Origin of the sequence: Pararhizobium sp. (assembly GCF_965279435.1) — a bacterium.
Lineage (GTDB): Bacteria > Pseudomonadota > Alphaproteobacteria > Rhizobiales > Rhizobiaceae > Pararhizobium.
Window position 1 is genome coordinate 4,317,360 of sequence record NZ_CBDIHY010000003.1, and the last position, 23,450, is coordinate 4,340,809.

The window sequence follows — 23,450 nt, forward strand, 5'->3', positions numbered from 1 at the left end:
GGATGGTCGATAGAGCCGGATACTGACCGGATCGTGACCGGCGGACAATGAGACAGTGGAGATCGCCAGCCTGAACGGTTGACGGCTCTTCCTAACACGCGGGCAACGCCGTTCCTAGCACGGCAGACACCAACTCAAGCCTCTGTGATCTCGAAACGATCGGGATAAAAAGCCAGATGGTCCTTGATCACGGCAACCGCATCGTACGGCGCCTCGTAGGACCAGATGGCATTCTCAAGCCCGGCACCACCGGCGGGCACTCTGAAATAGGACGCATCCCCCTTGTAGGGACAATAGGTGGCGTGATCGCTCCGCTGAAGCTGCGCCATATCGATATCGGCACGGGGGATGTATTGCACCGCCGGATAGGCGGCCTCGCGCAATGTCAGGGCACGGCGGCTGTCGGCGATAATCTTTCCACCATACCGAACGACGACGCGGCCGGGATTGGGTGTGATGGTGATCGGATGGTCGGGCCCTGGAATTTTCACCGGCTTTTCAGACATGCAACGTTCCTCGCACGGGGCTTGTTATCGCGGCTGCAGTATCGCCTATCCGAGCGAACTGACAAGCTCGCGGTAGGCAGCCTCCGGAAAGGCTTTCAGGGTGCGGGTGCGCACGTTGCCGCCCATGCCGAGCGATAGGGCAAACCGCGCCATCACCGCATCATCCGGCGCCTCGCAGATCGCCACCATGTCGTGTTCGCCCATGGTCAGGTAAAAATCCTTGAACGATCCGCCCATATCCTTGAGCAATTTCTTGGACGCATCGAGGCGCTTGGCGGAATCGCGGACGCTCTTTGCCCCCTGCTCCGTCCAGTCGATCAGCATCACATACGTGGTCATTGCAACCTCCCATGCGACGCCATCTCGCAAAGCATCGCCTCATCTCCGCATTTGGGGAGATTTTACGCCTGATGCACACGACCTGCAAACAGTCAAAACGGAGGCGGCCCGACCGCACCCAGATGCCAACAATCGCTATATCTCTGCGGCTTCAAGTCGGTCTTCTTCACGAACCTGCAGAATGCGGTCGATGAGCCCCCATTCCACGGCTTCCTCTGCCGTCATGAAACGGTCGCGATCCATGGCGCGCTCGAACTCGTCATAGCTGCGACCGCAATGCGCAGCATAGAGCCGCGTCATACGGTGCTTGGTCCGCTTCATTTCCTCGGCATGGATGAGCATGTCCGATGCCTGCCCCTGAAAGCCGCCCAAGGGCTGGTGGATATGGATGCTGGCATTGGGCAAGGCAGTCCGCTCGCCTGAATGGCCTGCCATCAATAGGAACGATCCCATCGAACGGGCCGTTCCCATGCACAGCGTATGCACCGGCGCACGGATGAAGCGCATCGTGTCATACATCGCCAGTCCGCTTGTCACGACACCGCCGGGAGAGTTGATATAAAGGCTGATCGGCTTTTTGGGATTTTCCGCTTCCAGAAACAGAAGTTGCGCGCAGACGAGCGACGCGACGGCGTCGTTCACCTCGCCGTTGAGGAAGATGATCCTCTCTCGCAAAAGGCGGGAGTAGATGTCGAAAGACCGCTCCCCCCTGCTTGATTGCTCTATCACCATAGGGACGAGTTGCATCGCTTCGCGCATCGGCGAATTCCTTCTTTCCAGATTTTTTTTGGGAGAACCGAGCCGTCAGGCGGCGCGCATCAGGCAGAACCGGTTGGTGTTCGCAGCCCTTCGCGGAGGCCGCTCCAGTCGCGCATCCGCCAGCTCATGTATGATTTTAAGACTGGTGCCACCAACGGCATTGGGCCTGAGCTGAAACGTCACGATGCTTTCGAGGAAGGGTGGCTCGTCGTCCCGCATTCTGTAGCGAATTTCCTCGCCTGGTGCCGAAGAGACCGGCTCGGCTTCGGCCAGTTGCCGTTTCGGCAGCCATTTCTCGCGAAACGCCGGGATGCTGATCGCTCGCCAGACTTTTTCGAGTGATGCCTCGAGTTCGTATTCGAGCACCATGTCCTTCGGCGGTTCTTCAACCTCGATACCGTTCATTGGTCCATATCCCTCAGCAAGACTTTCAGATCGTCGATACGGGCGGGCCAGTAGGCGCGATACTTCGCCAGCCATCCGGCCATCAGCGCCAGGCCATCTGGATCGACCTCGTAGTTTACGAAACGGCCCTGCCGCTCTTCCCGCACCAGTTTTGCATTGCGCAGAACCGAAAGATGCTGGGACATGGCCGGCTGGCTGATCTCCATGCCCTGTCGCAAGGCACTGGCATTCATGCTGCCGGATGCCAGCTTCTCGAAGATCGCACAGCGGGTCGGATCGGCCAGAGCCTTGAAAATATCGTTCTCAATCATACCGACACATAAGCACGCACTTATGCGATTCGCAAGCGCAATATTTTATAATCGGTCGGGAAGGATCATGCGGGTTCGCCGTCGCAAAACTCAGGTTTCGCGACAAATCAAAGCGGCCGAAAGAAATGGAAAGTATTCTAAAATGCAACGAGCGGCCGCGCGGGGCCGCTCGTGGTATTCAAATCTGCTTTTGCCGGATCAGCTGTCGAGGAACGAGCGCAGCTTGCGCGAGCGGCTCGGGTGCTTGAGCTTGCGCAGTGCCTTGGCTTCGATCTGACGGATACGTTCGCGGGTAACCGAGAACTGCTGGCCGACTTCTTCCAGCGTATGGTCGGTGTTCATGCCGATGCCGAAGCGCATACGCAGCACGCGCTCTTCGCGCGGGGTGAGCGATGCGAGAACACGGGTCGTCGTCTCGCGCAGGTTCGCCTGGATGGCGGCATCGATCGGCAGAAGCGCATTCTTGTCCTCGATGAAATCGCCGAGATGCGAATCCTCTTCGTCGCCCACCGGGGTTTCGAGCGAAATCGGCTCCTTGGCGATCTTCAGGACCTTGCGGACCTTTTCGAGCGGCATGGCCAGCTTTTCGGCCAGTTCTTCCGGGGTCGGCTCGCGGCCGATCTCGTGCAGCATCTGGCGCGATGTGCGCACGATCTTGTTGATCGTCTCGATCATGTGCACCGGAATACGGATCGTACGGGCCTGGTCGGCGATCGAGCGGGTGATCGCCTGCCTGATCCACCAGGTCGCATAGGTCGAGAACTTGTAACCACGGCGGTATTCGAACTTGTCGACCGCCTTCATGAGACCAATGTTGCCTTCCTGGATGAGATCGAGGAACTGCAGGCCACGGTTGGTGTACTTCTTGGCGATCGAGATGACGAGGCGAAGGTTTGCCTCGACCATTTCCTTCTTGGCGATGCGGGCTTCGCGTTCGCCCTTCTGCACCATCGAGACGATGCGGCGGAATTCGAAGATCGAAATACCGGTTTCCGTGGCCAGATTCTGAATCTCGCCGCGAATGTTGCGGATCATCGTGCCTTCGTTCTTGGCGAATTCCTTCCAGCCCTTGGCGGCCAGATTGGCGATCGACTTCATCCAGTTCGGATCAAGTTCGGCACCGGCATACTGTTCCAGGAAGCTATCGCGCTTGACGCCATAGGATTCGGCCAGGCGCAGCAGGCGGCCTTCATTCTGCATCAGACGCTTGGAAATATCGTAGAGCTGCTCGACAAGGCTATCGACGCGGTTCTGGTTGAGCGACAGCGACTTCACAGCCGTGATCAGCTCGTCCTTCAGTTCCTTGTAGCGGCGCTCCTGAGCGGGCGACAGCGTGCCGGTCGCAGCCAGACGGGCCTCGACCTGCTGGTCCTGCAGCTTGCGCAGCTTCTTGTAGGTCTCGGCGATGATGTCGAGCGTTTCCATGACCTGCGGACGCAGTTCCGCTTCCATCGCGGCGAGCGAGAGGTTCGATTCGTCGTCGTCCTCTTCCTCTTCCTCGTGCGGCTGACCTTCGCCGCCGACATTGGTCACGTCGTCGTCGCCAACACGCGGCTTGCGGTTCTTTTCCTTTTCCTCGGCTGCCTTGCGGTCGGCCTCGATCTTCTCGGGACTTTGGAACTGCGGCGCAGCCTTGGCTTCCGGACCGGAATAGGTGGTTTCGAGATCGATGATCTCGCGCAGCAGTGTGTTGCCTTCGTTGAGTTCGTCACGCCAGATGATGATGGCCTGGAACGTCAACGGGCTCTCACAGAGACCGGCGATCATCGTTTCGCGGCCAGCCTCGATGCGCTTGGCAATGGCGATTTCGCCCTCGCGCGACAGAAGCTCCACCGAGCCCATTTCGCGCAGGTACATGCGCACCGGGTCATCGGTGCGGTCGGTCGGCTCTTTCTTCTTGGCGGTCGCCAGTGCCGTGCCGCTCGAAGGGGCGAGTTCGCCGCCTTCGCTCTCGCCATCGGCATCGTTGTCCTCTTCCTCGGACGCGGCTGGGCCTTCGTCGGCTTCCTCGTCCTCGACGACATTGATACCCATTTCGCTGAGCATCGCCATGATGTCTTCGATACGGTCAGGGTCAACCTGATCGGACGGCAGAACCTCGTTCAGCTCGTCCATGGTCACATAGCCGCGCTTCTTGGCGGCCTTGATCATCTTTTTGACCGCGTCATCCGAGAGATCGAGAAGCGGGCCGTCGGGTGCGCCTTCGCGTTCGGCTTCTGCTTCTTCGTTCTCTTTGACTTTGGTTGCCATTTATATCGTCGCTTTCCTTGGACAGCACTCAACGCGTGCGCGGTGCAAAACTCTTTCGAGGCTCGGGCGCGTCAAGCGCTCCCACCGCGAATCATTACCCCTGACGTAACGGGATGATCTTTAATTCCTGATTAACCACGACAGTCACCGCAGTTAAACCGGCAGACTGCGACAGCAGCGCCGTTTTGACATCACTCGCATAATGGATCTGTCCGCCGTACCCATTTCACTCACTGTATCAGAAATGGTGATTCCCACAATTTTCGGTCCCGTCAAGCATTTCCGGTGAAAAACCGTTCAAATCGGCAAAAAAGACTGAATCTAGCTAGGGGCTTCAAAGATTCAGGTCCATGGCCGAAATGTAGGAACTGTTGATGGAAAGACAAGGGCCAGCGGAATCTCTGCTTGCAGATGCGGCCCGGCTTCAACCGTCAACACATTCCTCCCACATCAAAAACTTCGTCCATCGACCTTGGTGATCGTCAAGCTATCCAGATCGACATCCGGCAGGCAGCGAACATTGACCGCCGCCATCGGCCCGGTCTTGCCCTCGCCGTCAGCATAGGGCGCAATTCCACAGTTGGCACAGAAATGATGCTGGATGACGTGCTTGTTGAACTGATAGGTCGATACGGCTGCAGCGGGGGTCTTGAGCATCAGATTTTCTCGCGGCACGAAGGCCGGAAGACCACCACGCCGGCGGCACATCGAACAATTGCAATCCATCGCCTGCGTAATATCGGCCTCGACCTCAAAGGCGATGGCCCCGCAATGACAGCTTCCCGAATAGATCATCAAACCCTCCCAAGTCCGGTGGCTTGAGAGATGATGCGTCGGGTGGCGATGTCAAGGTCTTGACGGCATCGCCACCCAAAAAGGCACAAATTCCAAAGCCGCCTACGGCTCGGCCATTGTCGCACCGATCACCAGGATTTCGGTGCGGTTCGGCACCCGGTCGTGGAGATCGATCACATCCTGATTGAGCATGCGCACACAGCCGGACGACACCGATTTGCCGATCGTCCACCATTCCGGCGAACCATGGATGCGGTAGATCGTATCGACGCCGTCCTTGAAGATATAGAGCGCGCGGGCACCGAGCGGGTTTTTCAGGCCCGGATCCATGCCGCCATTGGCAATGCTGTAAGGTTTAAGATCAGGGCGGCGCGCCACCATCTCGTCGGGCGGCGTCCAGCGCGGCCATTTGCGCTTGTACTGGATGACGCCGCGGCCCGACCACTCAAAGCCCGCACGGCCAAGCCCGACGCCGTAGCGCATCGCCTTGCCATTCTCATAGGTCAGGTAGAGGAAATGATTGGCGGTATCGACGACCAGCGTGCCGGGGCGCTCGCCGGTGGTGTTATCGACCCATTGGCGGCGGAATCGTGCTGGAACCTTCTGGTAAGGGACGGCTGGCAGCGGGAACTGCTCTTCTGGCCGTGCGCCATACATCTCGCTTTCAGCGCTGGGCAGCACGATGGGTTCGGCTTTAACCGGGGCGACGACGGGCTGAGCAGTGGTGGCGCAGCCGGCAAGACCGAGCGCTGCAAAGGCGCCGCCCGCCTGAAGGAGGGCTCGGCGGGACACATTCAAATCAATCAATCGGGGAAACCTCATCTGCTTGTCGAAGATCTTCCGCTTCGCATGCGCGGGCCGACATGGGAAGCCACCTAACGCAAACGTGAACGGCATGTGAGCAGGTGGCCGGGCGCCCGCCAGAGGCGCCTTGGGCGGTGCTGAACGGCAGTGCACGGGCCTGCGCTCACCTGCCGCACCCAAATTCTCGCAGGGGCAATCTTTACCTTCTGATAACCTTCCGACGGTTCACTAAGGACGCTTTCCCGCCTGCCCGGCAGGCTCATTCCCCCTTAACGACGGAGATCAGATGTCCCTCAACCGACATATCCTCGCCGCCCTGGCTCTTGCCAGCACCATCCTGCCAGCCCAGGCGCAGCCGGTGATGATCAAGACTTTCGGTCATTGGGGTGTCTATTCCTACGACAACAACGGCACGACCGTCTGTTACGCTTTGACCATGCCGCGCGAGGCACAGCCAGCCGAAGTCAACCATGGCAACAACTTCCTGCTGGTCGCGCCGAAGGGCACCGGTGGCTACATGCCGCAAGCGCAGATGGGCTACGGCCTGAAGGCTGGATCCGAGGTCACGGCGAAGGTCGGCGGCGAGGCTTTTGCCATGACCCCGCGCGGAAACGTCGCATGGTCGAGCCGCGAAAATCGCGACAATGCGCTGGTCGCGGCGATGAAGTCCGGCAGTACGCTGACGCTTGAAGCGATCTCCAGCCGCGGCACGAACACGCAGTATGCTTTCTCGCTGAATGGCATCACGGCGGCGCTGCAAAGGGCAAGCGCGTGCCAATGAGCGGGCCGCTGATGGCAGGCACGGCCTGTGGCCGGAGACAGAACGGATGAAGACAGCCATCGTCTTTCTCGCCGCCTGCGCGACGATGGCGCATCCGGCGATGGCTGCACCCGCGCAGATGACGGCGGGTGACACCATCGCGATCTCCAACCGCACGACCGGACGGGTGACGGGGCTGAAACTGCCGCGTTTTGTTTCGCTGAAGAGCGAGACGGCCCGCATGCGCGTCGGTCCGTCGACTGATTATGCGGTACGGTTCGTCTACATGGCCGCAGGCCTGCCGATGGAACTGATCGACGAATGGGGCAACTGGCGGCTGGTGCGTGATCACGACGGATCGTCCGGCTGGATGCACGCGGCGCTTTTGTCGGGCCAGCGCACCGCGATGATCGCGCCATGGCTGAAACAGGGCGCCAGCCTGCAGCGCAGCCCGGCCCAGAACGCGGGGATCACGGCCCTCCTGCAGCCGGGCGTCATTGTGAAGATCAGCGACTGTAGCGGCTCGTGGTGTCACGTTGCCATCCCGCGGCCACGGCTCAGCGGCTACGTCACCCAAGCAAAGCTCTGGGGCGTCTATCCCAGGGAAGTGATCGAATAGAGTGCCCCGCACCGCGTCACCACGGTGCGGGCAAAGCCCTACCAGTCCATGACGACCTTTCCGGAGTTTCCGGAGCGCATGGCCTCGAAGCCGTCGCGGAAGTCGTCGATGCCGATGCGGTGGGTGATGATCGGGGAGAGGTCGAGGCCGCCCTGCACGAAGGCGATCATCTTGTACCAGGTCTCGAACATCTCCCGGCCATAGATGCCCTTGAGGTTGAGCATCTTGAAGACCACCTTGTTCCAGTCGATCTCAAAGCCGGTCGGCGCAATGCCGAGAATGGCGATCTTGCCGCCATTGTTCATCTTGTCGATCATGTCGCGGAAGGCAGGAGCAGCACCCGACATTTCCAGCCCGACATCAAACCCCTCGGTCATGCCGATGCGCTTCATCACATCGGCGAGGTTTTCCTTCGACGCATCGACGACATAATCGATGCCCATCTTCTCGGCCAAGGCCAACCGCACCGGATTGATATCGGTGATGACAACTTTTCTGGCACCGGAGCGTTTGGCAACCATCGCCCCCATGATGCCGATCGGGCCGGCGCCGGTGACCAGCACATCCTCGCCGACGACATCGAAGGAGAGGGCTGTGTGCACGGCATTGCCGAACGGATCGAAGATGGCGGCGACCTCGTCCGGAACCTCGTCGGGGATAGAGACAACATTGTATTCCGGAATGCAGACATATTCGGCAAACGAGCCCGGACGATGCACGCCGACGCCGAGCGTGTTGCGGCACAGATGCCCCCGGCCCGCCCGGCAGTTGCGGCATTTTCCGCAAACGATATGGCCCTCGCCCGACACCCGTTCGCCGACATGATACCGGGTGACGGCCGAGCCGACCTGCGCAATGACGCCAACAAACTCGTGGCCGACCACCATCGGCACCGGAATGGTCTTTTGCGCCCACTGGTCCCAGTTCCAGATGTGCACGTCGGTGCCGCAGATGGCGGATTTCTTCACCTTGATCAGCACGTCATTGGGGCCGGGCTCCGGCACCGGCACATGCTCCATCCACAGGCCGATTTCAGCTTTGGATTTGACGAGCGCCTTCATCATGTTTGTCATGTCTTATGTCCTCATTGGTTTGCCGCAGCTGCGGTTCCCCCTCACCAACTTCGGCCAAGCGATCGGCTTTGCCTCTCGCGGCCTTCGTATCCTCTCCCGCAAGGGGAGAGGTAAACCTGCAGCACCGCCTTGCCTCATGGAAGGGACGGTAATCGTGGCACCCTCCCTCTCCCCTTGCGGGAGAGGATAGCAAGTCCGCGAGAGGCAAGGCCGATCGCTGGACGCGCTTGGTGAGGGGTCCTTATCGGCCGTTCAAATCACACCCAGCTCTTTGCCGACCTCTTCAAACACCGCAATCGCCCGGCGGACATCCGCCTCGCTGTGGGCGGCCGACATCTGGGTGCGGATGCGGGCCTGGCCCTTGGGCACCACGGGGAAGGAAAAGCCGACCACATAGACGCCTTTTTCCAGCATCCTTGCCGCAAACGCCTGCGCCAGCGAGGCATCGCCGAGCATCACCGGGATGATCGGATGGCCCTCGCCCGCCAGCGTAAAGCCGAGCTTGCTCATTTCGGTACGGAACAGCGTCGCGTTGGCCTCAAGGCGTGTGCGCAGGGCGTCGCCATTGTCGACCAAATCGAACACCTTTAGCGACGCAGCCGCGATCACCGGGGCCAGCGTGTTGGAGAACAGATAGGGGCGCGAGCGCTGGCGCAGCCACTCAACCACTTCCTTTTTCGCCGACGTATAACCGCCGGACGCGCCGCCCAGCGCCTTGCCGAGCGTGCCGGTGATGATATCCACCCGGCCCTCGACGCCGCAATACTCGGCCGAGCCGCGGCCATGTTTACCGACGAACCCGACGGCATGGCTGTCATCGACCATCACCATGGCACCGTATTTATCGGCGAGATCGCAGACCCCTTGCAGATTGGCGATGATACCGTCCATCGAGAAGACGCCGTCGGTGGCGATCAGCTTGAAGCGCGAACCCTCAGCCTTCTTCAGTTCCTCCTCCAGCGCCGCCATGTCGTTGTTGGCATAACGGAAGCGCTTGGCCTTGGAGAGGCGTACGCCGTCGATGATCGAGGCGTGGTTGAGCGCATCGGAGATGATCGCGTCTTCCTCGTTCAACAGCGTCTCGAACAGGCCGCCATTGGCATCGAAGCAGGAAGAATAGAGGATCGTGTCTTCCAGCCCGAGAAACGACGAAATCCGCGCCTCGAGCTGCTTGTGCTCCTCTTGCGTGCCGCAGATGAAACGCACCGAGGCCATGCCATAACCATAACGATCGAGCGCCCGTTTGCCGGCCTCGATCAATTCGGCATTGTCGGCAAGGCCGAGATAATTGTTGGCGCAGAAGTTCAACACCTTCGCACCCGACGCAACCTCGATCTCGCCAGCCTGCTTCGACACAATCACCCGCTCCGACTTGTAAAGCCCGGCAGACTTCAGACCCGAAAGCTCGGTGGAAAGGTGGGCTATGAAAGCTGACGTCATGGAGGCGCCTTCCAAATTAGCCTTGGCCAGTATCGGGTTTGGCTTGCGATCAAAACCTATCATATTCCGATAAGCATGACAGCGAAAGACAGCGCCAGCGTGCGGCGTTCGCAGGACAGGACGGCTTGGCGACCCGATCCATTCGCGACATGCATTGTTTTAAAAACTTTGCCAGCGCGAGAGACAGCTCAGGAGGCCGCCGGGTATTTTCTATTGCGGCGTCCTGCCGCGCAGGCCTAGATTGCCGTGAGCGGCAGGACCGCACCCGTGAACGGAGGCTACCGATGACACGCACACTTTTGCTCGCTGCTCTGGCCATGCTTGCAACAGGCACCGCGCGCGCCGCCGACGATTGCGCCAATGCGCAGGATCAGACGACAATGGACGTTTGCGCCAGCGACGCATTCAAAAAGTCCGACAAGCAATTGAACGGACTCTACAAAGAGATCGGCACCCGATTGAAAGACGATACCGACAAGACCAAGCTTCTGGTCGCGGCACAACGCGCCTGGGTCGCCTTTCGCGATGCCGAATGCAGCTTCTCAGCATCCGGGGTATCGGGAGGGAGCGTCTATCCGATGATCTATTCGCTCTGCCTTGACGGACTGACGCAGACGCGGGTGAAGGACCTGCAGACCTATCTCGCCTGTGAGGAAGGCGACATGAGCTGCCCTGTCCCGGCGGCGAATTGATCGCCTGTAACGGGCCATCGGTCTTGGCGCAAAATATACATAGGCGGAAAAAATAGTTGACTGAGTCAATCATTTTGGTGTCGATAGGCCGTGTCTTCTGTGCGGCGAGGAAACCATGACCATATTCGACAGATTTTCCCTGAAAGGTCGGGTGGCGCTCGTCACCGGTGGCGGCCGTGGGCTTGGGCTTGAGATCGCCCGGGCGCTGGCCGAGGCCGGAGCGCATGTCGTCATCAATGGCCGCACGGTGGCGACGCTTGATGATGCCGTGACTGCGATCAGCAAGGCTGGCGGCAGCGCCGAGGCGGCGGCCTTCGACATTGCCGACCGGCAGGCCCAGCGCGACACGCTTGCGGGCATCGAAAAGCGCCATGGACGGCTGGATATTCTCGTCAACAATGTCGGTGCCCGTGACCGGCGGCCGCTGGCCGCATTCGACGACGATGCCATGATCGACCTGATCCAGACCGACCTGATCGCTGCCCTCACCCTGTCACGCGATGCAGCCGCGATCATGAAGCGGAACGCCCACGGGCGGCTGATCTCGATCACCTCGATCAACGGCCAGGTGGCGATGCCGGGCGACGGCATCTATCCGGTCGCCAAGCAGGGGCTGACCGGGCTGATGCGCTCGATGGCAGTCGAATTCGGCCCGCATGGCATCACCAGCAATGCGATTGCGCCCGGCTGGTTTGCCACCGAAACCAACGCCGCCATGGCCGCCGATGAGGACCTGATGCCGTTTGTGCGTCAGCGCATCCCGGCGCAACGCTGGGGACGCCCGGACGAGATCGCCGGTGCGGCGCTGTTCCTCGCCAGCGACGCGGCGTCGTTCGTCAACGGTCACGTGCTGACAGTGGATGGCGGCATGACGGTGAGGATGTGAGCGCCACGACGGGCGCCATCGCCGCTAAAGGGGCTTATTCACAAGCGTCGTGAAGAGGCGGCAGGCAAAGCGCTACGGGTCAGAACTTGAAGGCAATGCCGAGGCGGGCGCTGTGGGTTTTCAGCGAGATATTCAGGGGCGGAGCACCCGGGATCTCAAATGACTTTGAGCCAAAATCGGAGTACCGGTAATCGGCCCGGAAAATGACCCTGTCGGTGACAGCATATTCCGCCCCGGCGCCGACCGTCCACCCGGTATAATTCTCGTCGAAATTTCCGATCGCTCCGACGAGCCTTTGCGAAACGTCCGCAAATGCGACACCACCGGCGACATACGGCAGCCACCGGCCAACGGCATAGCCCAAACGTGCCCGCACGGCGCCCGTCCAGTTGATTTCCTGGACGACGGGATAGTCCGCAGGCCAGGGGAAGCCAGCTGCATCATACACAAGCACACTGTCCCTGGCGCGGCTCCAGTCGATGTCTGCATCGACGCCAACGACGATATCGTTGCTGAACTGGTAGTTCGCGCCGGTGTACAAACCGCCGATGAAGCCATCCGGCTCGGGATGGGCGGTATCGCCGGTGCTGCTGGAGAAATGTCCCTTGCCCCCGGCATAGCCGGCCTGCGCACCGATAAATCCGCCCGACCAATCGAAAGCGGCATCATCGGCCAAAGCGGGCGCAGCTCCGCTGGCAAGCACAAAACCCAAGGCGATCGCAAACCTGCGCATGAAAATTCCCCCATAAAATTCAACCAATGGCGATTCTCCCCTGCCGAACCACCACCCGAGATTGATAGACGAAAGGCAAAGGAAAGCAATGTCGCGAAATGTGGCATCGCCTTTCAATGCGCATGCGCTGCCGCCGGATGGTGATATAACGCTCCGGATCTGGCATCTGGAAGATGAGGAGACCGCAGGATGACCACAGGTCAGGACGATATCTTGGGCGGCAGCGTCAAAACCATTGTCATCGACTGTGCCGGAGTGAAAGAGGCCGGCGAATTCTGGCAACGCTATCTCGATGCGGCTCAGCCGGCGGATGCCGGCCTGTTCGGCCGCAATCTCGACGCCTTCTGGGATACCGTCGAAGGCGGCGGGCCAGGCTGGCCCGGTCCTGTCAGGCTGGTCTTCACCAATACAGGCCAGATGAATTCGCTGCGGATATTGAACGGCGGCTCGTTTCTGGAAAAGCTGCAGCAGATCGCAGACGAGGCCACCCGGATCGACATCGAACTGACTTAGCCAGCCCGTCAGTCCAATCCGCGAATAATGTGGAGTTAAAAACCATACTGAGCGGATATGACATCCCGCAGGATTTCGTTCAAACGCTCAGGCTTTTCCAGCGGCACGTAATGGCCGCAATCCGGAACGGTTATCAACGTTCCTTCGCGGGCGCAGTTTGCTTGCTCCGCACTCACTTTAAGACCCGGTGCGATATCCTCTCCACCGGACACAATGGTAACAGGCCCTGAAAAGGTAGAAAGCGTTTGGCCGTAGCTTGGCCGTGTGTGAAAGACCGTAATTCCGTTGGCTACGTCATGCGCAGATTGACGAAGAAATATATCCCTCGCAGCATTCGTCACTGACGTCCTGGCGCTCTTTGCAAACAATGGTTCCCAAAAGGTTTTCCAGGCCGCCTCCAATCCCTGCTTCTCAATCGTTTCGAGCACAGATGCATGCAGTTGCGGATCGGGCCGGCGATTGGCCTTCGTTCCGATCAACACCAAGGCTGCTACCCTTTCTGGATGAGCCGCCGCTATTTCCAGCGCGCAGGAACCTCCGACCGAACAGCCCACGACGACAAGGCGCTCCTCCCTTGCATAGGTCAAAGCTGCCGCCGCCCATGCTTCAATGGAATTGCCAAGGCGATAGAGTGTGGGCATGTAGGTCGAATTTGGCAGCAGGTTACTTTGCCCGGCCCACATCGAACCATCGAGTGGAAGTGCATGTAAAAATAGCAATCCCAGTTTCGGTTTTCGTGTCATCTCTCGATTGTGCAAATTTCCGATTTTGGTCTGGTGCGAACAGCGAGCCCGTCAGTCAAATCCGCGAATAACATCGAGAAACGCATCGCCATAGCGTTCCAGCTTCGACTGGCCGACGCCGGAAATGCCAAGCAGCGCATCGTGATCATGCGGGCGGGCGGTGGCAAAGGCGATCAGGGTCGTATCCGGGAAGACGACGTAAGGGGGAACGCCGAGTTCCTTGGCAATGCCGGAACGGGCCCGGCGCAAGGCCTCAAACAGCTCCGCATCCGAGCCGGACAAAGCCGACTTGGCGCCGGATGCGGCCGATTGCCGGGCGTTCTTGCCCTTGCCGGTGACCGGCCGGTCCTTGCGGAACCGGACCTCGCGCTCGCGCTTGAAGACAGTGCGGGCGCCCTCCTCCAGCTTCAGGGCTCCGAATGCCTCATGATCGACGCTGATCAGGCCGGCGGCGAGCAACTGGCGATAGACCGATTGCCAGGTTTTCGACGGGATGTCCTTGCCGGCTCCAAAGACCGGCATTTTGCTATGGCCAAAACGCTCGGTCTTTTCGTTTTCAGTGCCCAAGAGCACATCGATGAGGTGACCGGTGCCAAAGCGTTCGCCGGTGCGGTAGATCGCCGCCAGCGCCTTGATCGCAGCATCTGTTCCATCCCAGGTTTCGACCGGATTGATGCAGGTATCGCAATTGCCGCACTGACCACCATGCGCCTCGCCGAAATGGGCAAGAATCGATTGCCGCCGGCAGCCGGGGGTTTCGCAGATGGCCAAAAGCGCATTCAGCTTGGCGCGCTCGACCCGCTTGATATCATCGCCCGAGGTGCCGCCGTCGATCATCCGGCCGCGCTGGATGACATCGGCCATGCCATAGGCCATCCAGACGTCCGACGGCAGGCCGTCGCGCCCGGCACGGCCGGTTTCCTGGTAATAGGCCTCGACCGAACCCGGCAGATCGAGATGGGCTACATAGCGGACGTTCGGCTTGTCGATGCCCATGCCGAAGGCGACGGTCGCCACCAGACAAAGGTCTTCTTCCTTGAGGAAGGCATCCTGATTGGCATCGCGCACGGCCCGGTCCATACCTGCATGATAGGCAAGCGACCGGATACCTTGCCCGTTCAGCCATTCGGCGGTGTCCTCGACCTTGGCACGCGACAGGCAATAAACGATGCCGCTGGACCCCTTGTGGCGCGACAGGAAACGCAACAGTTGCTGGCGCGGCTGGTCGCGCTCGACGATTTCATAGGCGATGTTGGGCCGGTCGAACGAGGTGGTAAAGACTTCGGCGGAGCGTAAGCCCAGTTTGTCGATAATGTCTTCGCGGGTGTGTGGATCGGCCGTTGCCGTCAGCGCCATGCGCGGCACGCCGGGATACTGTGCGGCGAGCTGGCCCAACTCCCGGTATTCCGGGCGAAAATCATGGCCCCATTGTGAGACGCAATGGGCTTCATCAATGGCAAACAGCGAAATCTTCGCGTTGCCGATCATCTCCTTGAAGCCCGGCGTGACGATACGTTCCGGCGTGACATAGAGAAGTTCAAGTTCGCCATTGGCGATTGCCCGGCGGACATCGACGAATTCTTCGCGCGACAGCGAGGAATTCAGCGCTGCGGCCCTGACCCCAAGCTGCTTCAGCGCCTCCACCTGATCGCGCATCAAGGCGATCAGCGGCGACACGACGATGCCGACACCATCGCGGCAAAGGGCTGGTATCTGGAAGCAGAGCGACTTGCCGGCACCGGTCGGAAACAGCACCACAGCATCGCCGCCCGATACCACTCGCTCGATCACAGGAGCCTGCTTGCCGCGAAAGGCGGGATAGCCGTAGACCCTTTTCAGCACGGACAGCGGATTTTTGGCACCATCAGTGTCAAACAGGGGATCGATACGGTCTTTGGTCTGCAGCATGGAATCGCCTTCGTGGGGAAAGCGGACTATGGCACAGGAACGGTGGCGGGTGCGAGGGCTGAGTGCTCAGCCCTCGTCAAAGGCGGTTTGGCTTTACTACATCGTACACATTGATTTGCCGCAGCAAACTGGAAACAGACGATAATGGGTTGAGCGACCCATAGTCCGCTTGGCCGAGGGAACGGCGCTTACAGCTCGCTCCCTGCTTGTCCCGAAAGCCGCCCCGACCGAAAACTTTTCCGCCTTGCTACCTGCCAGAGAATAACGGCTGTCACGGCAAGCAGAAGGACCTCTGCGGCAGGTGCTGCAAACCAGATACCCCTTTCACCGAAGGCGGTTGCAAGCACAATGACCAGTGGCATGGTGAACAGATAGGGCTTCGCCAACCCCAGGATCGCAGCGCGCCTGGCATCGCCAATGGCCTGAAAATAACTCCCGGCCATCATCAGTGGTCCGGAGAGAAAATAGGCCATGACCATCAGTGGCATGATGCGGGCAACATCCCCAATAATGGTTCCGTCGCTGACGAAGAACGAGCCGATCGGACGGGCGAAAAAAGTCAGCAGTATTTCGACGATGAGGCAATAGAGGAACGAAACGATGACGGCGAGACGCAGCGTCTTGTCCGAGCGTTGCCAGAGACCCGCTCCCCTGTTGTTGCCGACGATCGCCTGCATGGCCTGCCCCATGCCCAACAGCGGCAGGAATGCGAAGGTCATGATGCGGGTGACGATGGCATACGCCGAGATCACCGTGTCATAGGTCTGGGCTGCGACGCTCTGCAAGGTGACGATGATGGTGGCCGAGACCAGAGCCATGCCGATAAAGCCGAGACTTTGCGGCGCGCCAAGGGCAACGATCCTTCCCCATGCGGAAAACGGATTGCTTCGCAGCACTGCCGCAAGCGGCAACGTGGTTTTCCCGGAGAGACGGAAGAGGACGAGAAGCCCAAGCGCCAGTCCTTGCGCCAGCACCGTCGCATAGGCCGATCCGGCGACGCCAAGCCCCAGCGATGCGATGAGGACATAGTTCAGGCCGAGATTTGCCAGCGAGATGAAAAGGCTGAGCAGCGCCATCAATCCCACCCGCCCTTCACAGCGCAAGGCATCCGCATTGACCGACAGCAGCAATTGCAGCGGGCAGAACAAGGCGATGATGGCAATGTAGGTATAGGCCATATCAGCCAGCGGTGCCGAACCGTTTGCCACGGCCAGAACCAAAACCTTGCCGACCAGCAGAAACAGCGCCACGAACGCAGCACCGATCGTCAGCGCCAGAGCATGGGCGCTGCCAAACACAGCGCGCGCATTGGCGACATCCCCGGCTCCGATTAAGCGGGCCAGAAGACTTGCCATGCCACTGCCGACCAGTGTCGAGAGCGCCACAAGCAGCATGAAGACCGGAAACACAGAGGCGACGGCACCGACGGCCTCGGGGCCGACATAAAGACCGAGCATCATCGCGTCGACGATGGTCAGGAGCCCGTTCATGCTCATGACGAAGATGATGGGAAGCGCCGTCCTGGCAAAAACAGCACCAAGAGGGGCAGTCAGAAACGCATTGTTACCGGAGGTGTCTACAGACATCTCACTCTCCTCAATTGTTGCATTTCGAACAGAAGGAGGGGAGCTCGCATTGCCCACCACACGAAATGCTTCGAGGGCGAGAAGATTGTCAATGTCAGGATTTCACCGGAAGTCTGCGAGCGGCAGGTAGCCTGAACCTGTCTCCGGCAATAGCGTCAAACGCGGGCACGGTCAAGGTAAGCCTTAAGCCCCTCACTCCGTCCCCACCTGAATAACCTCCGGTGCCGCGCCATACTTTTCCTTCGTCCGCCGGTGATAGGCAATGAACGCGGCGGCCGGTAGTGCCTTGGAATAAAGCCACCCTTGCCCAAAATCGACTCCATGGGCTTTCAGGTAATCGGCCTGTTCCTCCACCTCGATGCCTTCGGCGACAATGTAAAGCCCGAGCGACTGTGCCATGTCGATGATGTGCGACGTGACGGAACTGGTGGCGGTGTCCTTGCCGATCGTATCGATGAAGGATTTATCGATCTTCAGCGCGTCCATCGGCAGACCCTGCAGATATTGCAGGCTGGAATAGCCGGTGCCGAAATCGTCGATGGCGACGGAATGGCCGCGTTCACGGGCTTTTGTCAGCGTCACCCGCGCCGCGTCTATATCCATGAAGCCGCGCTCGGTCGCCTCCAGCCAAATTTGTTCGGGACGAATGCCGGTGTGGCCAAGCCTCGCCTCCAGAACGTCGAGAATGCGGCCGGACTTGATATCGGCGGCACACAGATTGACGGCGATATGCAGGGTGCGGTCCTCGACAAGGATGCCGTTCAGATCGCCGATCACCGCCTCGATGACCTGATCGGTGATCGGCATGATCAGGCCGCTCTCCTCGGCAAGCGGGATGAACAGATCGGGCCTGACGAGGGAACCGTCCGGCCTGCGCCAGCGCACCAGCGCTTCGGCACCGATACAGATGCCGGTTTTCAGCTCGACGAGCGGCTGGTAGTGCACGATGAATTCGCGGTTGCGCACCGCGATCTCCAGTTCAGCCAGCGGCGAGAGGCGCTTGCGCGAAAACCATATGACGATGCCGACGATAAAGGCCGCGATGAACACGCCTAAGGGCAGGAGGAGCATCTGCTCGGTTCTGAGGCTTGCCCCGATCGTCGATTTCGGCTCGGTGGCGACCACAAGAAGGCCACCACCATGCGCGGCAGCAAACAGGTCGCTGTCCGTCATTCCCGTGCGGGGCGCAGGGACAAGCGAGCGGACAAGGCCGATGTCCGGCGCGTTCAGCGTATTGATGATCGCACCCTGCCCGGTCGCCAAGGCAATGGACATGCCGTCATCGATCAGAACATCGACAAGGCGCGACGGCGCCACGAGAACATTGTAGCGACCTGAATGCAGGGCCATCATCGGCTTGCCGCCGCTGATGAGAGGCTGCATCTTTATCGTCACACCGATGCCATCCGGCGTGACATAATCGACACCCGACTGGGCGATTTCGCCGGCGGTCCTGCCCCAGGCGGTGCATTTGAGCAGGCCGTCTTCAAAATAGCCAATGTCTTCGATGGAGCGGGTGTTGACGGTTAACGCACGCATGCGCGCAATATGGGCTTCCGAACAGGGTATATCGGACGTCGTGGAAATCGCATCAAGCGCGCCTTTTGCATCGGCAAACGTGTTCGTCGCCCGCAAAAGTGTCACGCGGGAGAACAGCGCCAGACGATCCTGTTTCCTCTCAACCGCGATGACCCATGACATATAGGCCATCGCGACGATCGGGATCACCGCGCCGAGAAGACCCAAAATGACCGCAACCGCGATAACGCGGGAACGACGCCCATTCATTTCCACAACCCCCGCGATGCATAGCAGGCCAGTCATGCCAAGGTTGCATTAAGATTCTCTGTCAGCTTTCTGCAGCATTGTAGCAACTGCCGGGTGATCAGGCGCTCGCGCGCCGGTAAAACGCCAGCGATCCGGCGAGCGCCAGCAAAGCGCCGCCGCAGATCCGGTCGAGCCAGAGCGCGCCGGATTGTTTCAACACCTTGACGGCCTGTGAACCAAGCGCCGCATAACCGGCCATGACCAGGAAATCGATCGAGGCGAAGACCAACGCCAGAAGCGCATATTGCGGGATCTGCGGCTCTGATGACACGATGAACTGCGGCAGGAAGGCCGAGAAGAACAGGTATCCCTTGGGATTGGTGACCGCGACGAGAAAGCTCTTCAGGAAGATCGCCCGCGCCGAACCCGAGCCGTTCTCCGCTGTTGCGTGCAGCGTTTCGTTGAGCGTGCCCTTCGAACGCAACAGCATGATCCCGAGAAAGGCGAGATAGCCGGCACCGATCCACTTGACGACCGAGAACCAGAATTCGGACGCCCCCAGCAGCGCACCAAGACCGAGCGCCACGGCGCCGATCAGGACGAAATCGGACAGGACCGCGCCGGTCATGCCGATCAGCGCCCGGCGCATGCCAAAGCGGGAACCGTTGGTCAACGCCAAAAGTACGGTCGGACCGGGCGTGGCGATACCGATGAACGAGACGAGTGCAAAAGCCAGCAAGGTGATTTCAGTCATGGTTCCCCTCCTGCGGATGGGCGGGCTACAGGCCCATCGACAAGACCAGACTTTTGCAAGTGCAGGGCGCGATGGCAAGGGGCTCGCGCACTCCCCCGGCAACCGACGCCGCATGGCTGCTCAGGACGAAAACTCTGGATACCGGCTCCAGCTCCCCTACTTGCCCGCCGGTCCCTTCACGCGCCCCGACAACACGCCAAAACCGTCGATGATCGCTTCCTGGTTTTCCAGCCGCGTCACCTCCAACTGGACTTCTTGCAGATTGCGCAGGATCTGGCTGACGGTGTCGTCGTCGCCTTCTTCCGTTGCGTAGGCGAGTTCGCTTTCCAGTTCGCGGCGCTGCCACAGCAGGGCCTTGGTGCGCTGATGCAGGGCGAGTGCCTGCAGGTAGCCTTCGCGGGCATCTTCAGGTGCAGCGGCCGTTGTTGCGGTCCACAGGCGGGCAAAGCGGATCTGCTGGTCGAGCGATTTCAACAGGACGTCGAACCCTTCGGCTTCCAGCAACTCGACGAGAATTTCGCGCGACAGGCGCGGGCCCTTGGCGGCGGCGGCGTTGAGAACCGACGACCAGAAGCGCTGCAGGTCGCGATTGTCGTACTCGATCGCGGAAATCTCGTCATATTCCTCAAACAGCAGCTGTGGGTGGTTGACGATGGTCAGCGCCAGCACGCTTTCGCGCAACGGCGGCAGCGCCTGATGGCCGCTGACCAGCGACGAGCGGGCAAGCCTATCGGAAATGCCCGAGCGCTCCGACATGCGTCCACCGGGCTGGCCCCCACGGCCCTGCCCTTGGCCGCCACTGCGGTTGGTGCCCTGGCGCGGGTTGCGGTCGAAACCGCGCTGGCCGTTCTGCTGACGCGAAGCGCCCTGAAAAAACTGGTTCAGCCGGTCGCGCACATCCTGGCCATAGTGGCGGCGGACATTTTCGTCTGATATCACCGAAACCACCTGTTTCAAGGTCGCTTCCAGCTGGGCGCGGCTTTCCGGCGTATCGAAGCCACCGGCCTGGGCTTCCCGCAGCCAGACCATTTCCGACAGCGAACGGGCCGACGCCATGACCTTGTCGAACGGTGCCCGGCCCTCGTTACGGACGAGGTCGTCCGGGTCCTTGCCATCCGGCAGCATGGCGAAACGGACGGAAAAACCGGGCTTCAGATGCGGCAGCGCCAGATCAACGGCGCGGTTGGCGGCGCGAATGCCGGCGCCATCGCCATCAAAGCAGAGCACCGGCTGCTGCGTCAGCTTCCACAGCAATGCCATCTGGTTTTCGGTGAGCGCGGTACCAAGCGGCGCCACTGCATTCTCGATGCCGGCCTGATGCAGCGCGATGACGTCCATATAGCCTTCAACGGCAATGATCGTCCCTGCGCCGTCAGCTCCACCCATCGCCTTGCGGGCGCGCGAAAAATTGTAGAGGACGTTGCCCTTGTGGAACAGCTCGGTCTCGTTGGAATTGAGATACTTGGCCGGCGCATCCGGCGACATGGCGCGGCCGCCAAAAGCGATGACCTTTTCGCGCGACGACAGGATCGGGAACATGATGCGATCGCGGAACCGATCGTAGGAGACGGGAATATCAGGGCCATGAACGACGAGGCCGCAGGCCTCGATCTGGTCCTTCGGAATGCCCTTGCCGGCCAAAAATTCCTTCAGCGCATTGCGGCTTTCCGGCGCGTAGCCAAGGCGGAATGTCTCGATGGTGCGGCCGGTGAGGCCCCGGTCGCGCAGATAGGCGCGCGCCTTGGCACCATTGGCCGTCTGCAACTGGTCCTGGAAAAACTGCGTCGCCACTTCCATGACGTCCTGCAGGCCGATGCGCTGGCGGTCCCGCTTTTCCGCCTCGACATCCGGCTGCGGCATGGCGACACCGGCGAGATCGGCGATCTGCTGCACGGCCTCGGGAAAAGCCATGCCGTCGAGATCGGTGAGGAAACGGAAATGATCGCCGGAGACACCGCAACCGAAGCAGTGATAACGGCCCTTGCGGTCTTCGCAGTGAAAGCTCGGCGACTTCTCACCATGGAACGGGCAGCAGGCCCAGTAATCGCCGCGCGAGGCATTGGTCTTCTTGCGATCCCAGGTGACGCGTTTGCCGATCACGTCCGAAATGGGAACGCGGTCGCGGATCTCGTCAAGGAAGGAGTTGGAAAATCGCATGAATACCTCTGGGCTGGCTTTCATATAGGCGGCAAACCGCGCCCGCGCTACAGAGGGGATGCATCATACCCGCAATTCACAGGGTGGAGAGGCGAAGCGGCGGGAAAAGCACGACGCCGCACCGGTATTTCCTGTGAATCAATATGTCATATGCCGGGAATAAACAGTTGATACCAAACGGAAGACGGGCAATGATTTGTTGCCCATCTTCCGGAACCGCAAAATGCCGCTCGCCGCAAATGATCTTGTATGCAACCCAGTGTTTTTTGCGGCGATGCAGACGTATGCGCGGCAGATGACGGCGCTGTTTGCGGAAAACCCGAGGCTGAATTCGATCTTTGCCTCGCAGCAGCGCTGGCTGATGGCCCAGCTCGGCCTGTCGCTGCACTATAGGCGTGATCCAAACGATCCCTCCAAGGGCCTCTATGTCGGGCGTTTCGTCGCAACGGCGGTGGACTATGGCATTGCCAGCCGCAACACTGCCAGCGCCTTCGTCCAGGAAATGCTGGCCTATCGTTTTGCACGGCCTGCCGACAATCCGCCCGACCGGCGCCGGCGGCCGCTGGAACCGACCGATGTGGCGGTGCAGTCGGTCGTCAAATGGCTCTATGCGCATCTGACCATTCTCGACATGCTGGATGGCGGCAACAGGGCTGTGACGCTGGCGGAAAATCCGGCCCTGTTTGCAAGGCTGCAGCCGGCCATCGCGCAGGGAATTCTGGAAAACCACGCGGTGCGCAATCCAGGCGAGACGTTCAACCTGTTTACCTGGGCCAATTCCGGCGGACTGGTGATGGATTGTTTCATCGGTTTGATCGATACGTTTGACCCGGGCGCACCGAAAGCCATTGTCGGCGCCGTCTCATCCGCTGATATCTGCCAGCGCTACCTGATTTCCAAGACTCACCTGAAGCGCCTGATGGCCAAGGCGGCCGAGATGGGCAGTCTTGGCCACGAGACGATTGCCGGTGCAAACATGCTCTGGCTTTCGCAACAGTTCGTGCGGGAATACTGGGCATACCAGGCGGAAAAATTCGCCATCATCGACGCGGCGTTCCATGCGGTCGCCGCGCCGGTTGCCGGGGTCAGCCAGCTGTCAGCAGTTCCTTGAGAACGGACGACGCCTTGGCGAAATCCATCTGGCCGGCATAACGCTCCTTCAGCACCGCCATGACCTTGCCCATGTCCTTTACGCCGCTGGCGCCGGCTTCCGCGATTGCCGCAGCGACGTTGGCGCGCACGTCGGCTTCGCTCAGCTGCTTGGGCATGAAATCCTGAATGACGACGATCTCGGCGCGTTCCTTGGCGGCAAGTTCCGGGCGGGCATTGTCTTCGTAGATCTTTGCCGATTCCTCGCGCTGCTTGACCATCTTGGCCATGATCTGCAGGATTTCGTCGTCGGTGGCGTCACCCTTGCCGGTGCCGCGATTGGCGATATCGCGGGTCTTGATCTCGGCCTGAACGAGACGGACGGTGGAAAGCCGCGGCGCATCCTTGGCTTTCATCGCATCCTTGAGGGCGGCAGCGAGTTCATCGCGCATGATTGTCTTACTCCTGTTTGATGGCGTTTCATAAACCAGCCGGACAGACCGGAGCAAACGAAATGCGTGAATCAGCGGTAAAAGCCGCAGGAAAAGACCGATCCCAGCG

The 23,450-nt window shown here is 60.2% G+C and carries 24 protein-coding genes; 6 read left to right on the top strand and 18 right to left on the bottom strand.

All coding sequences use genetic code 11. The features are described from left to right. Nucleotides 1-134: 134 nt before the first annotated feature. The 8 genes from ACQY8Q_RS26715 to ACQY8Q_RS26750 form a co-directional block, all read right to left on the bottom strand. Nucleotides 135-506 carry a DUF427 domain-containing protein gene (locus ACQY8Q_RS26715; protein WP_428429570.1) on the bottom strand — a complete coding sequence of 124 codons (372 nt, stop codon included), beginning with the start codon at nt 504-506 and terminating at the stop codon, nt 135-137. A 45-nt stretch (nt 507-551) separates the two neighbouring features. Further along, nucleotides 552-845, bottom strand: coding sequence for a GYD domain-containing protein (locus ACQY8Q_RS26720; protein ID WP_113245632.1), 294 nt, complete (start codon nt 843-845; stop codon nt 552-554). A gap of 135 nt (nt 846-980) precedes the next feature. Beyond that, a complete protein-coding gene (locus ACQY8Q_RS26725; RefSeq protein ID WP_428429571.1) occupies nt 981-1,604 on the bottom strand; it encodes an ATP-dependent Clp protease proteolytic subunit in 624 nt (207 codons plus the stop codon). Between the two features lie 45 nt (nt 1,605-1,649). Further along, on the bottom strand, nt 1,650-2,009 hold the full coding sequence (locus tag ACQY8Q_RS26730; RefSeq protein WP_428429572.1) for an SRPBCC family protein: 360 nt from the start codon (nt 2,007-2,009) through the stop codon (nt 1,650-1,652). Next, the gene (locus ACQY8Q_RS26735) at nt 2,006-2,320 is read right to left on the bottom strand and encodes an ArsR/SmtB family transcription factor (RefSeq protein ID WP_428429573.1); all 315 of its coding nucleotides are present in this window, start codon (nt 2,318-2,320) and stop codon (nt 2,006-2,008) included. Before ACQY8Q_RS26735 ends, ACQY8Q_RS26730 begins: the two co-directional genes overlap by 4 nt. A gap of 198 nt (nt 2,321-2,518) precedes the next feature. Beyond that, on the bottom strand, nt 2,519-4,570 hold the full coding sequence (gene rpoD / locus ACQY8Q_RS26740) for an RNA polymerase sigma factor RpoD (RefSeq protein WP_113245633.1): 2,052 nt from the start codon (nt 4,568-4,570) through the stop codon (nt 2,519-2,521). A gap of 450 nt (nt 4,571-5,020) precedes the next feature. Further along, entirely contained in the window at nt 5,021-5,365 is a 345-nt protein-coding gene (locus ACQY8Q_RS26745) for a GFA family protein (RefSeq protein WP_428429574.1), read from the bottom strand. 102 nt (nt 5,366-5,467) lie between these two features. Next, nucleotides 5,468-6,172, bottom strand: coding sequence for a L,D-transpeptidase (locus tag ACQY8Q_RS26750; protein WP_428429575.1), 705 nt, complete (start codon nt 6,170-6,172; stop codon nt 5,468-5,470). A gap of 283 nt (nt 6,173-6,455) precedes the next feature. Here ACQY8Q_RS26750 and ACQY8Q_RS26755 point away from each other — a divergent pair, with 283 nt between their 5' ends. After that, entirely contained in the window at nt 6,456-6,950 is a 495-nt protein-coding gene (locus ACQY8Q_RS26755) for an invasion associated locus B family protein (RefSeq protein WP_428429576.1), read from the top strand. A gap of 46 nt (nt 6,951-6,996) precedes the next feature. Beyond that, a complete protein-coding gene (locus ACQY8Q_RS26760; RefSeq protein ID WP_428429577.1) occupies nt 6,997-7,548 on the top strand; it encodes an SH3 domain-containing protein in 552 nt (183 codons plus the stop codon). 38 nt (nt 7,549-7,586) lie between these two features. Here the strand turns inward: ACQY8Q_RS26760 and tdh are convergent, their stop codons facing one another. Together tdh and ACQY8Q_RS26770 are read right to left on the bottom strand one after the other, a co-directional pair. Continuing rightward, nucleotides 7,587-8,621, bottom strand: a complete 1,035-nt coding sequence (tdh, locus tag ACQY8Q_RS26765) for an L-threonine 3-dehydrogenase (RefSeq protein WP_428429578.1) — start codon at nt 8,619-8,621, stop codon at nt 7,587-7,589. Nucleotides 8,622-8,873: 252 nt separating this feature from the next. Then, nucleotides 8,874-10,061 carry a glycine C-acetyltransferase gene (locus ACQY8Q_RS26770; RefSeq protein ID WP_428429579.1) on the bottom strand — a complete coding sequence of 396 codons (1,188 nt, stop codon included), beginning with the start codon at nt 10,059-10,061 and terminating at the stop codon, nt 8,874-8,876. Nucleotides 10,062-10,345: 284 nt separating this feature from the next. On the opposite strand from ACQY8Q_RS26770, the gene ACQY8Q_RS26775 reads away from it, so the two are divergent. Both ACQY8Q_RS26775 and ACQY8Q_RS26780 read left to right on the top strand, forming a co-directional pair. Then, nucleotides 10,346-10,753 carry a lysozyme inhibitor LprI family protein gene (locus tag ACQY8Q_RS26775; RefSeq protein ID WP_428429581.1) on the top strand — a complete coding sequence of 136 codons (408 nt, stop codon included), beginning with the start codon at nt 10,346-10,348 and terminating at the stop codon, nt 10,751-10,753. A gap of 115 nt (nt 10,754-10,868) precedes the next feature. Then, complete coding sequence (locus ACQY8Q_RS26780) at nt 10,869-11,639, top strand: SDR family oxidoreductase (RefSeq protein WP_428429582.1); 771 nt, start codon at nt 10,869-10,871, stop codon at nt 11,637-11,639. A 79-nt stretch (nt 11,640-11,718) separates the two neighbouring features. Here the strand turns inward: ACQY8Q_RS26780 and ACQY8Q_RS26785 are convergent, their stop codons facing one another. Next, nucleotides 11,719-12,372 (bottom strand): outer membrane protein, encoded by a 654-nt coding sequence (locus ACQY8Q_RS26785; protein WP_428429583.1) that lies wholly within the window; start codon nt 12,370-12,372, stop codon nt 11,719-11,721. Nucleotides 12,373-12,561: 189 nt separating this feature from the next. Here ACQY8Q_RS26785 and ACQY8Q_RS26790 point away from each other — a divergent pair, with 189 nt between their 5' ends. Next, the gene (locus tag ACQY8Q_RS26790) at nt 12,562-12,885 is read left to right on the top strand and encodes a barstar family protein (protein ID WP_428429585.1); all 324 of its coding nucleotides are present in this window, start codon (nt 12,562-12,564) and stop codon (nt 12,883-12,885) included. Nucleotides 12,886-12,920: 35 nt separating this feature from the next. Here ACQY8Q_RS26790 and ACQY8Q_RS26795 read toward each other — a convergent pair whose 3' ends face one another. The 6 genes from ACQY8Q_RS26795 to dnaG all read right to left on the bottom strand — a co-directional run bounded on the left by ACQY8Q_RS26795 (nt 12,921) and on the right by dnaG (nt 21,800). After that, a complete protein-coding gene (locus ACQY8Q_RS26795; RefSeq protein ID WP_428429587.1) occupies nt 12,921-13,628 on the bottom strand; it encodes an alpha/beta fold hydrolase in 708 nt (235 codons plus the stop codon). Nucleotides 13,629-13,679: 51 nt separating this feature from the next. Continuing rightward, on the bottom strand, nt 13,680-15,536 hold the full coding sequence (gene recQ / locus ACQY8Q_RS26800) for a DNA helicase RecQ (RefSeq protein WP_428429588.1): 1,857 nt from the start codon (nt 15,534-15,536) through the stop codon (nt 13,680-13,682). Between the two features lie 188 nt (nt 15,537-15,724). Then, the gene (locus ACQY8Q_RS26805; protein WP_428429589.1) at nt 15,725-17,122 is read right to left on the bottom strand and encodes an MATE family efflux transporter; all 1,398 of its coding nucleotides are present in this window, start codon (nt 17,120-17,122) and stop codon (nt 15,725-15,727) included. Between the two features lie 192 nt (nt 17,123-17,314). Then, nucleotides 17,315-18,910 carry an EAL domain-containing protein gene (locus ACQY8Q_RS26810; protein ID WP_428429591.1) on the bottom strand — a complete coding sequence of 532 codons (1,596 nt, stop codon included), beginning with the start codon at nt 18,908-18,910 and terminating at the stop codon, nt 17,315-17,317. Between the two features lie 97 nt (nt 18,911-19,007). After that, nucleotides 19,008-19,643: a LysE family translocator gene (locus ACQY8Q_RS26815; protein WP_428429592.1), complete on the bottom strand. Its 636-nt coding sequence runs from the start codon at nt 19,641-19,643 to the stop codon at nt 19,008-19,010. Between the two features lie 156 nt (nt 19,644-19,799). Beyond that, the gene (dnaG, locus tag ACQY8Q_RS26820) at nt 19,800-21,800 is read right to left on the bottom strand and encodes a DNA primase (protein ID WP_428429593.1); all 2,001 of its coding nucleotides are present in this window, start codon (nt 21,798-21,800) and stop codon (nt 19,800-19,802) included. Between the two features lie 223 nt (nt 21,801-22,023). Here dnaG and ACQY8Q_RS26825 point away from each other — a divergent pair, with 223 nt between their 5' ends. Further along, entirely contained in the window at nt 22,024-22,911 is an 888-nt protein-coding gene (locus tag ACQY8Q_RS26825) for a hypothetical protein (RefSeq protein ID WP_428429594.1), read from the top strand. On the opposite strand, the gene ACQY8Q_RS26830 is transcribed toward ACQY8Q_RS26825, so the two are convergent. Further along, complete coding sequence (locus ACQY8Q_RS26830; protein WP_428429887.1) at nt 22,886-23,344, bottom strand: GatB/YqeY domain-containing protein; 459 nt, start codon at nt 23,342-23,344, stop codon at nt 22,886-22,888. The genes ACQY8Q_RS26825 and ACQY8Q_RS26830 overlap by 26 nt on opposite strands. Between the last annotated feature and the right edge of the window lie 106 nt (nt 23,345-23,450).

Excerpts from the sequence above, each read along its gene's own strand:
- ACQY8Q_RS26720 (WP_113245632.1), bottom strand. The coding sequence starts at position 845 with ATGACCACGTATGTGATGCTGATCGACTGGACGGAGCAGGGGGCAAAG.
- ACQY8Q_RS26780 (WP_428429582.1), top strand. The coding sequence starts at position 10,869 with ATGACCATATTCGACAGATTTTCCCTGAAAGGTCGGGTGGCGCTCGTC.
- ACQY8Q_RS26790 (WP_428429585.1), top strand. The coding sequence starts at position 12,562 with ATGACCACAGGTCAGGACGATATCTTGGGCGGCAGCGTCAAAACCATT.
- ACQY8Q_RS26775 (WP_428429581.1), top strand. The coding sequence starts at position 10,346 with ATGACACGCACACTTTTGCTCGCTGCTCTGGCCATGCTTGCAACAGGC.
- ACQY8Q_RS26805 (WP_428429589.1), bottom strand. The coding sequence starts at position 17,122 with ATGTCTGTAGACACCTCCGGTAACAATGCGTTTCTGACTGCCCCTCTT.
- ACQY8Q_RS26755 (WP_428429576.1), top strand. The coding sequence starts at position 6,456 with ATGTCCCTCAACCGACATATCCTCGCCGCCCTGGCTCTTGCCAGCACC.
- ACQY8Q_RS26715 (WP_428429570.1), bottom strand. The coding sequence starts at position 506 with ATGTCTGAAAAGCCGGTGAAAATTCCAGGGCCCGACCATCCGATCACC.
- ACQY8Q_RS26760 (WP_428429577.1), top strand. The coding sequence starts at position 6,997 with ATGAAGACAGCCATCGTCTTTCTCGCCGCCTGCGCGACGATGGCGCAT.
- ACQY8Q_RS26815 (WP_428429592.1), bottom strand. The coding sequence starts at position 19,643 with ATGACTGAAATCACCTTGCTGGCTTTTGCACTCGTCTCGTTCATCGGT.
- ACQY8Q_RS26735 (WP_428429573.1), bottom strand. The coding sequence starts at position 2,320 with ATGATTGAGAACGATATTTTCAAGGCTCTGGCCGATCCGACCCGCTGT.
- ACQY8Q_RS26770 (WP_428429579.1), bottom strand. The coding sequence starts at position 10,061 with ATGACGTCAGCTTTCATAGCCCACCTTTCCACCGAGCTTTCGGGTCTG.
- ACQY8Q_RS26730 (WP_428429572.1), bottom strand. The coding sequence starts at position 2,009 with ATGAACGGTATCGAGGTTGAAGAACCGCCGAAGGACATGGTGCTCGAA.
- recQ (WP_428429588.1), bottom strand. The coding sequence starts at position 15,536 with ATGCTGCAGACCAAAGACCGTATCGATCCCCTGTTTGACACTGATGGT.
- ACQY8Q_RS26825 (WP_428429594.1), top strand. The coding sequence starts at position 22,024 with ATGCCGCTCGCCGCAAATGATCTTGTATGCAACCCAGTGTTTTTTGCG.
- ACQY8Q_RS26785 (WP_428429583.1), bottom strand. The coding sequence starts at position 12,372 with ATGCGCAGGTTTGCGATCGCCTTGGGTTTTGTGCTTGCCAGCGGAGCT.
- ACQY8Q_RS26810 (WP_428429591.1), bottom strand. The coding sequence starts at position 18,910 with ATGAATGGGCGTCGTTCCCGCGTTATCGCGGTTGCGGTCATTTTGGGT.
- dnaG (WP_428429593.1), bottom strand. The coding sequence starts at position 21,800 with ATGCGATTTTCCAACTCCTTCCTTGACGAGATCCGCGACCGCGTTCCC.
- tdh (WP_428429578.1), bottom strand. The coding sequence starts at position 8,621 with ATGACAAACATGATGAAGGCGCTCGTCAAATCCAAAGCTGAAATCGGC.
- ACQY8Q_RS26745 (WP_428429574.1), bottom strand. The coding sequence starts at position 5,365 with ATGATCTATTCGGGAAGCTGTCATTGCGGGGCCATCGCCTTTGAGGTC.
- ACQY8Q_RS26795 (WP_428429587.1), bottom strand. The coding sequence starts at position 13,628 with ATGACACGAAAACCGAAACTGGGATTGCTATTTTTACATGCACTTCCA.
- rpoD (WP_113245633.1), bottom strand. The coding sequence starts at position 4,570 with ATGGCAACCAAAGTCAAAGAGAACGAAGAAGCAGAAGCCGAACGCGAA.
- ACQY8Q_RS26725 (WP_428429571.1), bottom strand. The coding sequence starts at position 1,604 with ATGCGCGAAGCGATGCAACTCGTCCCTATGGTGATAGAGCAATCAAGC.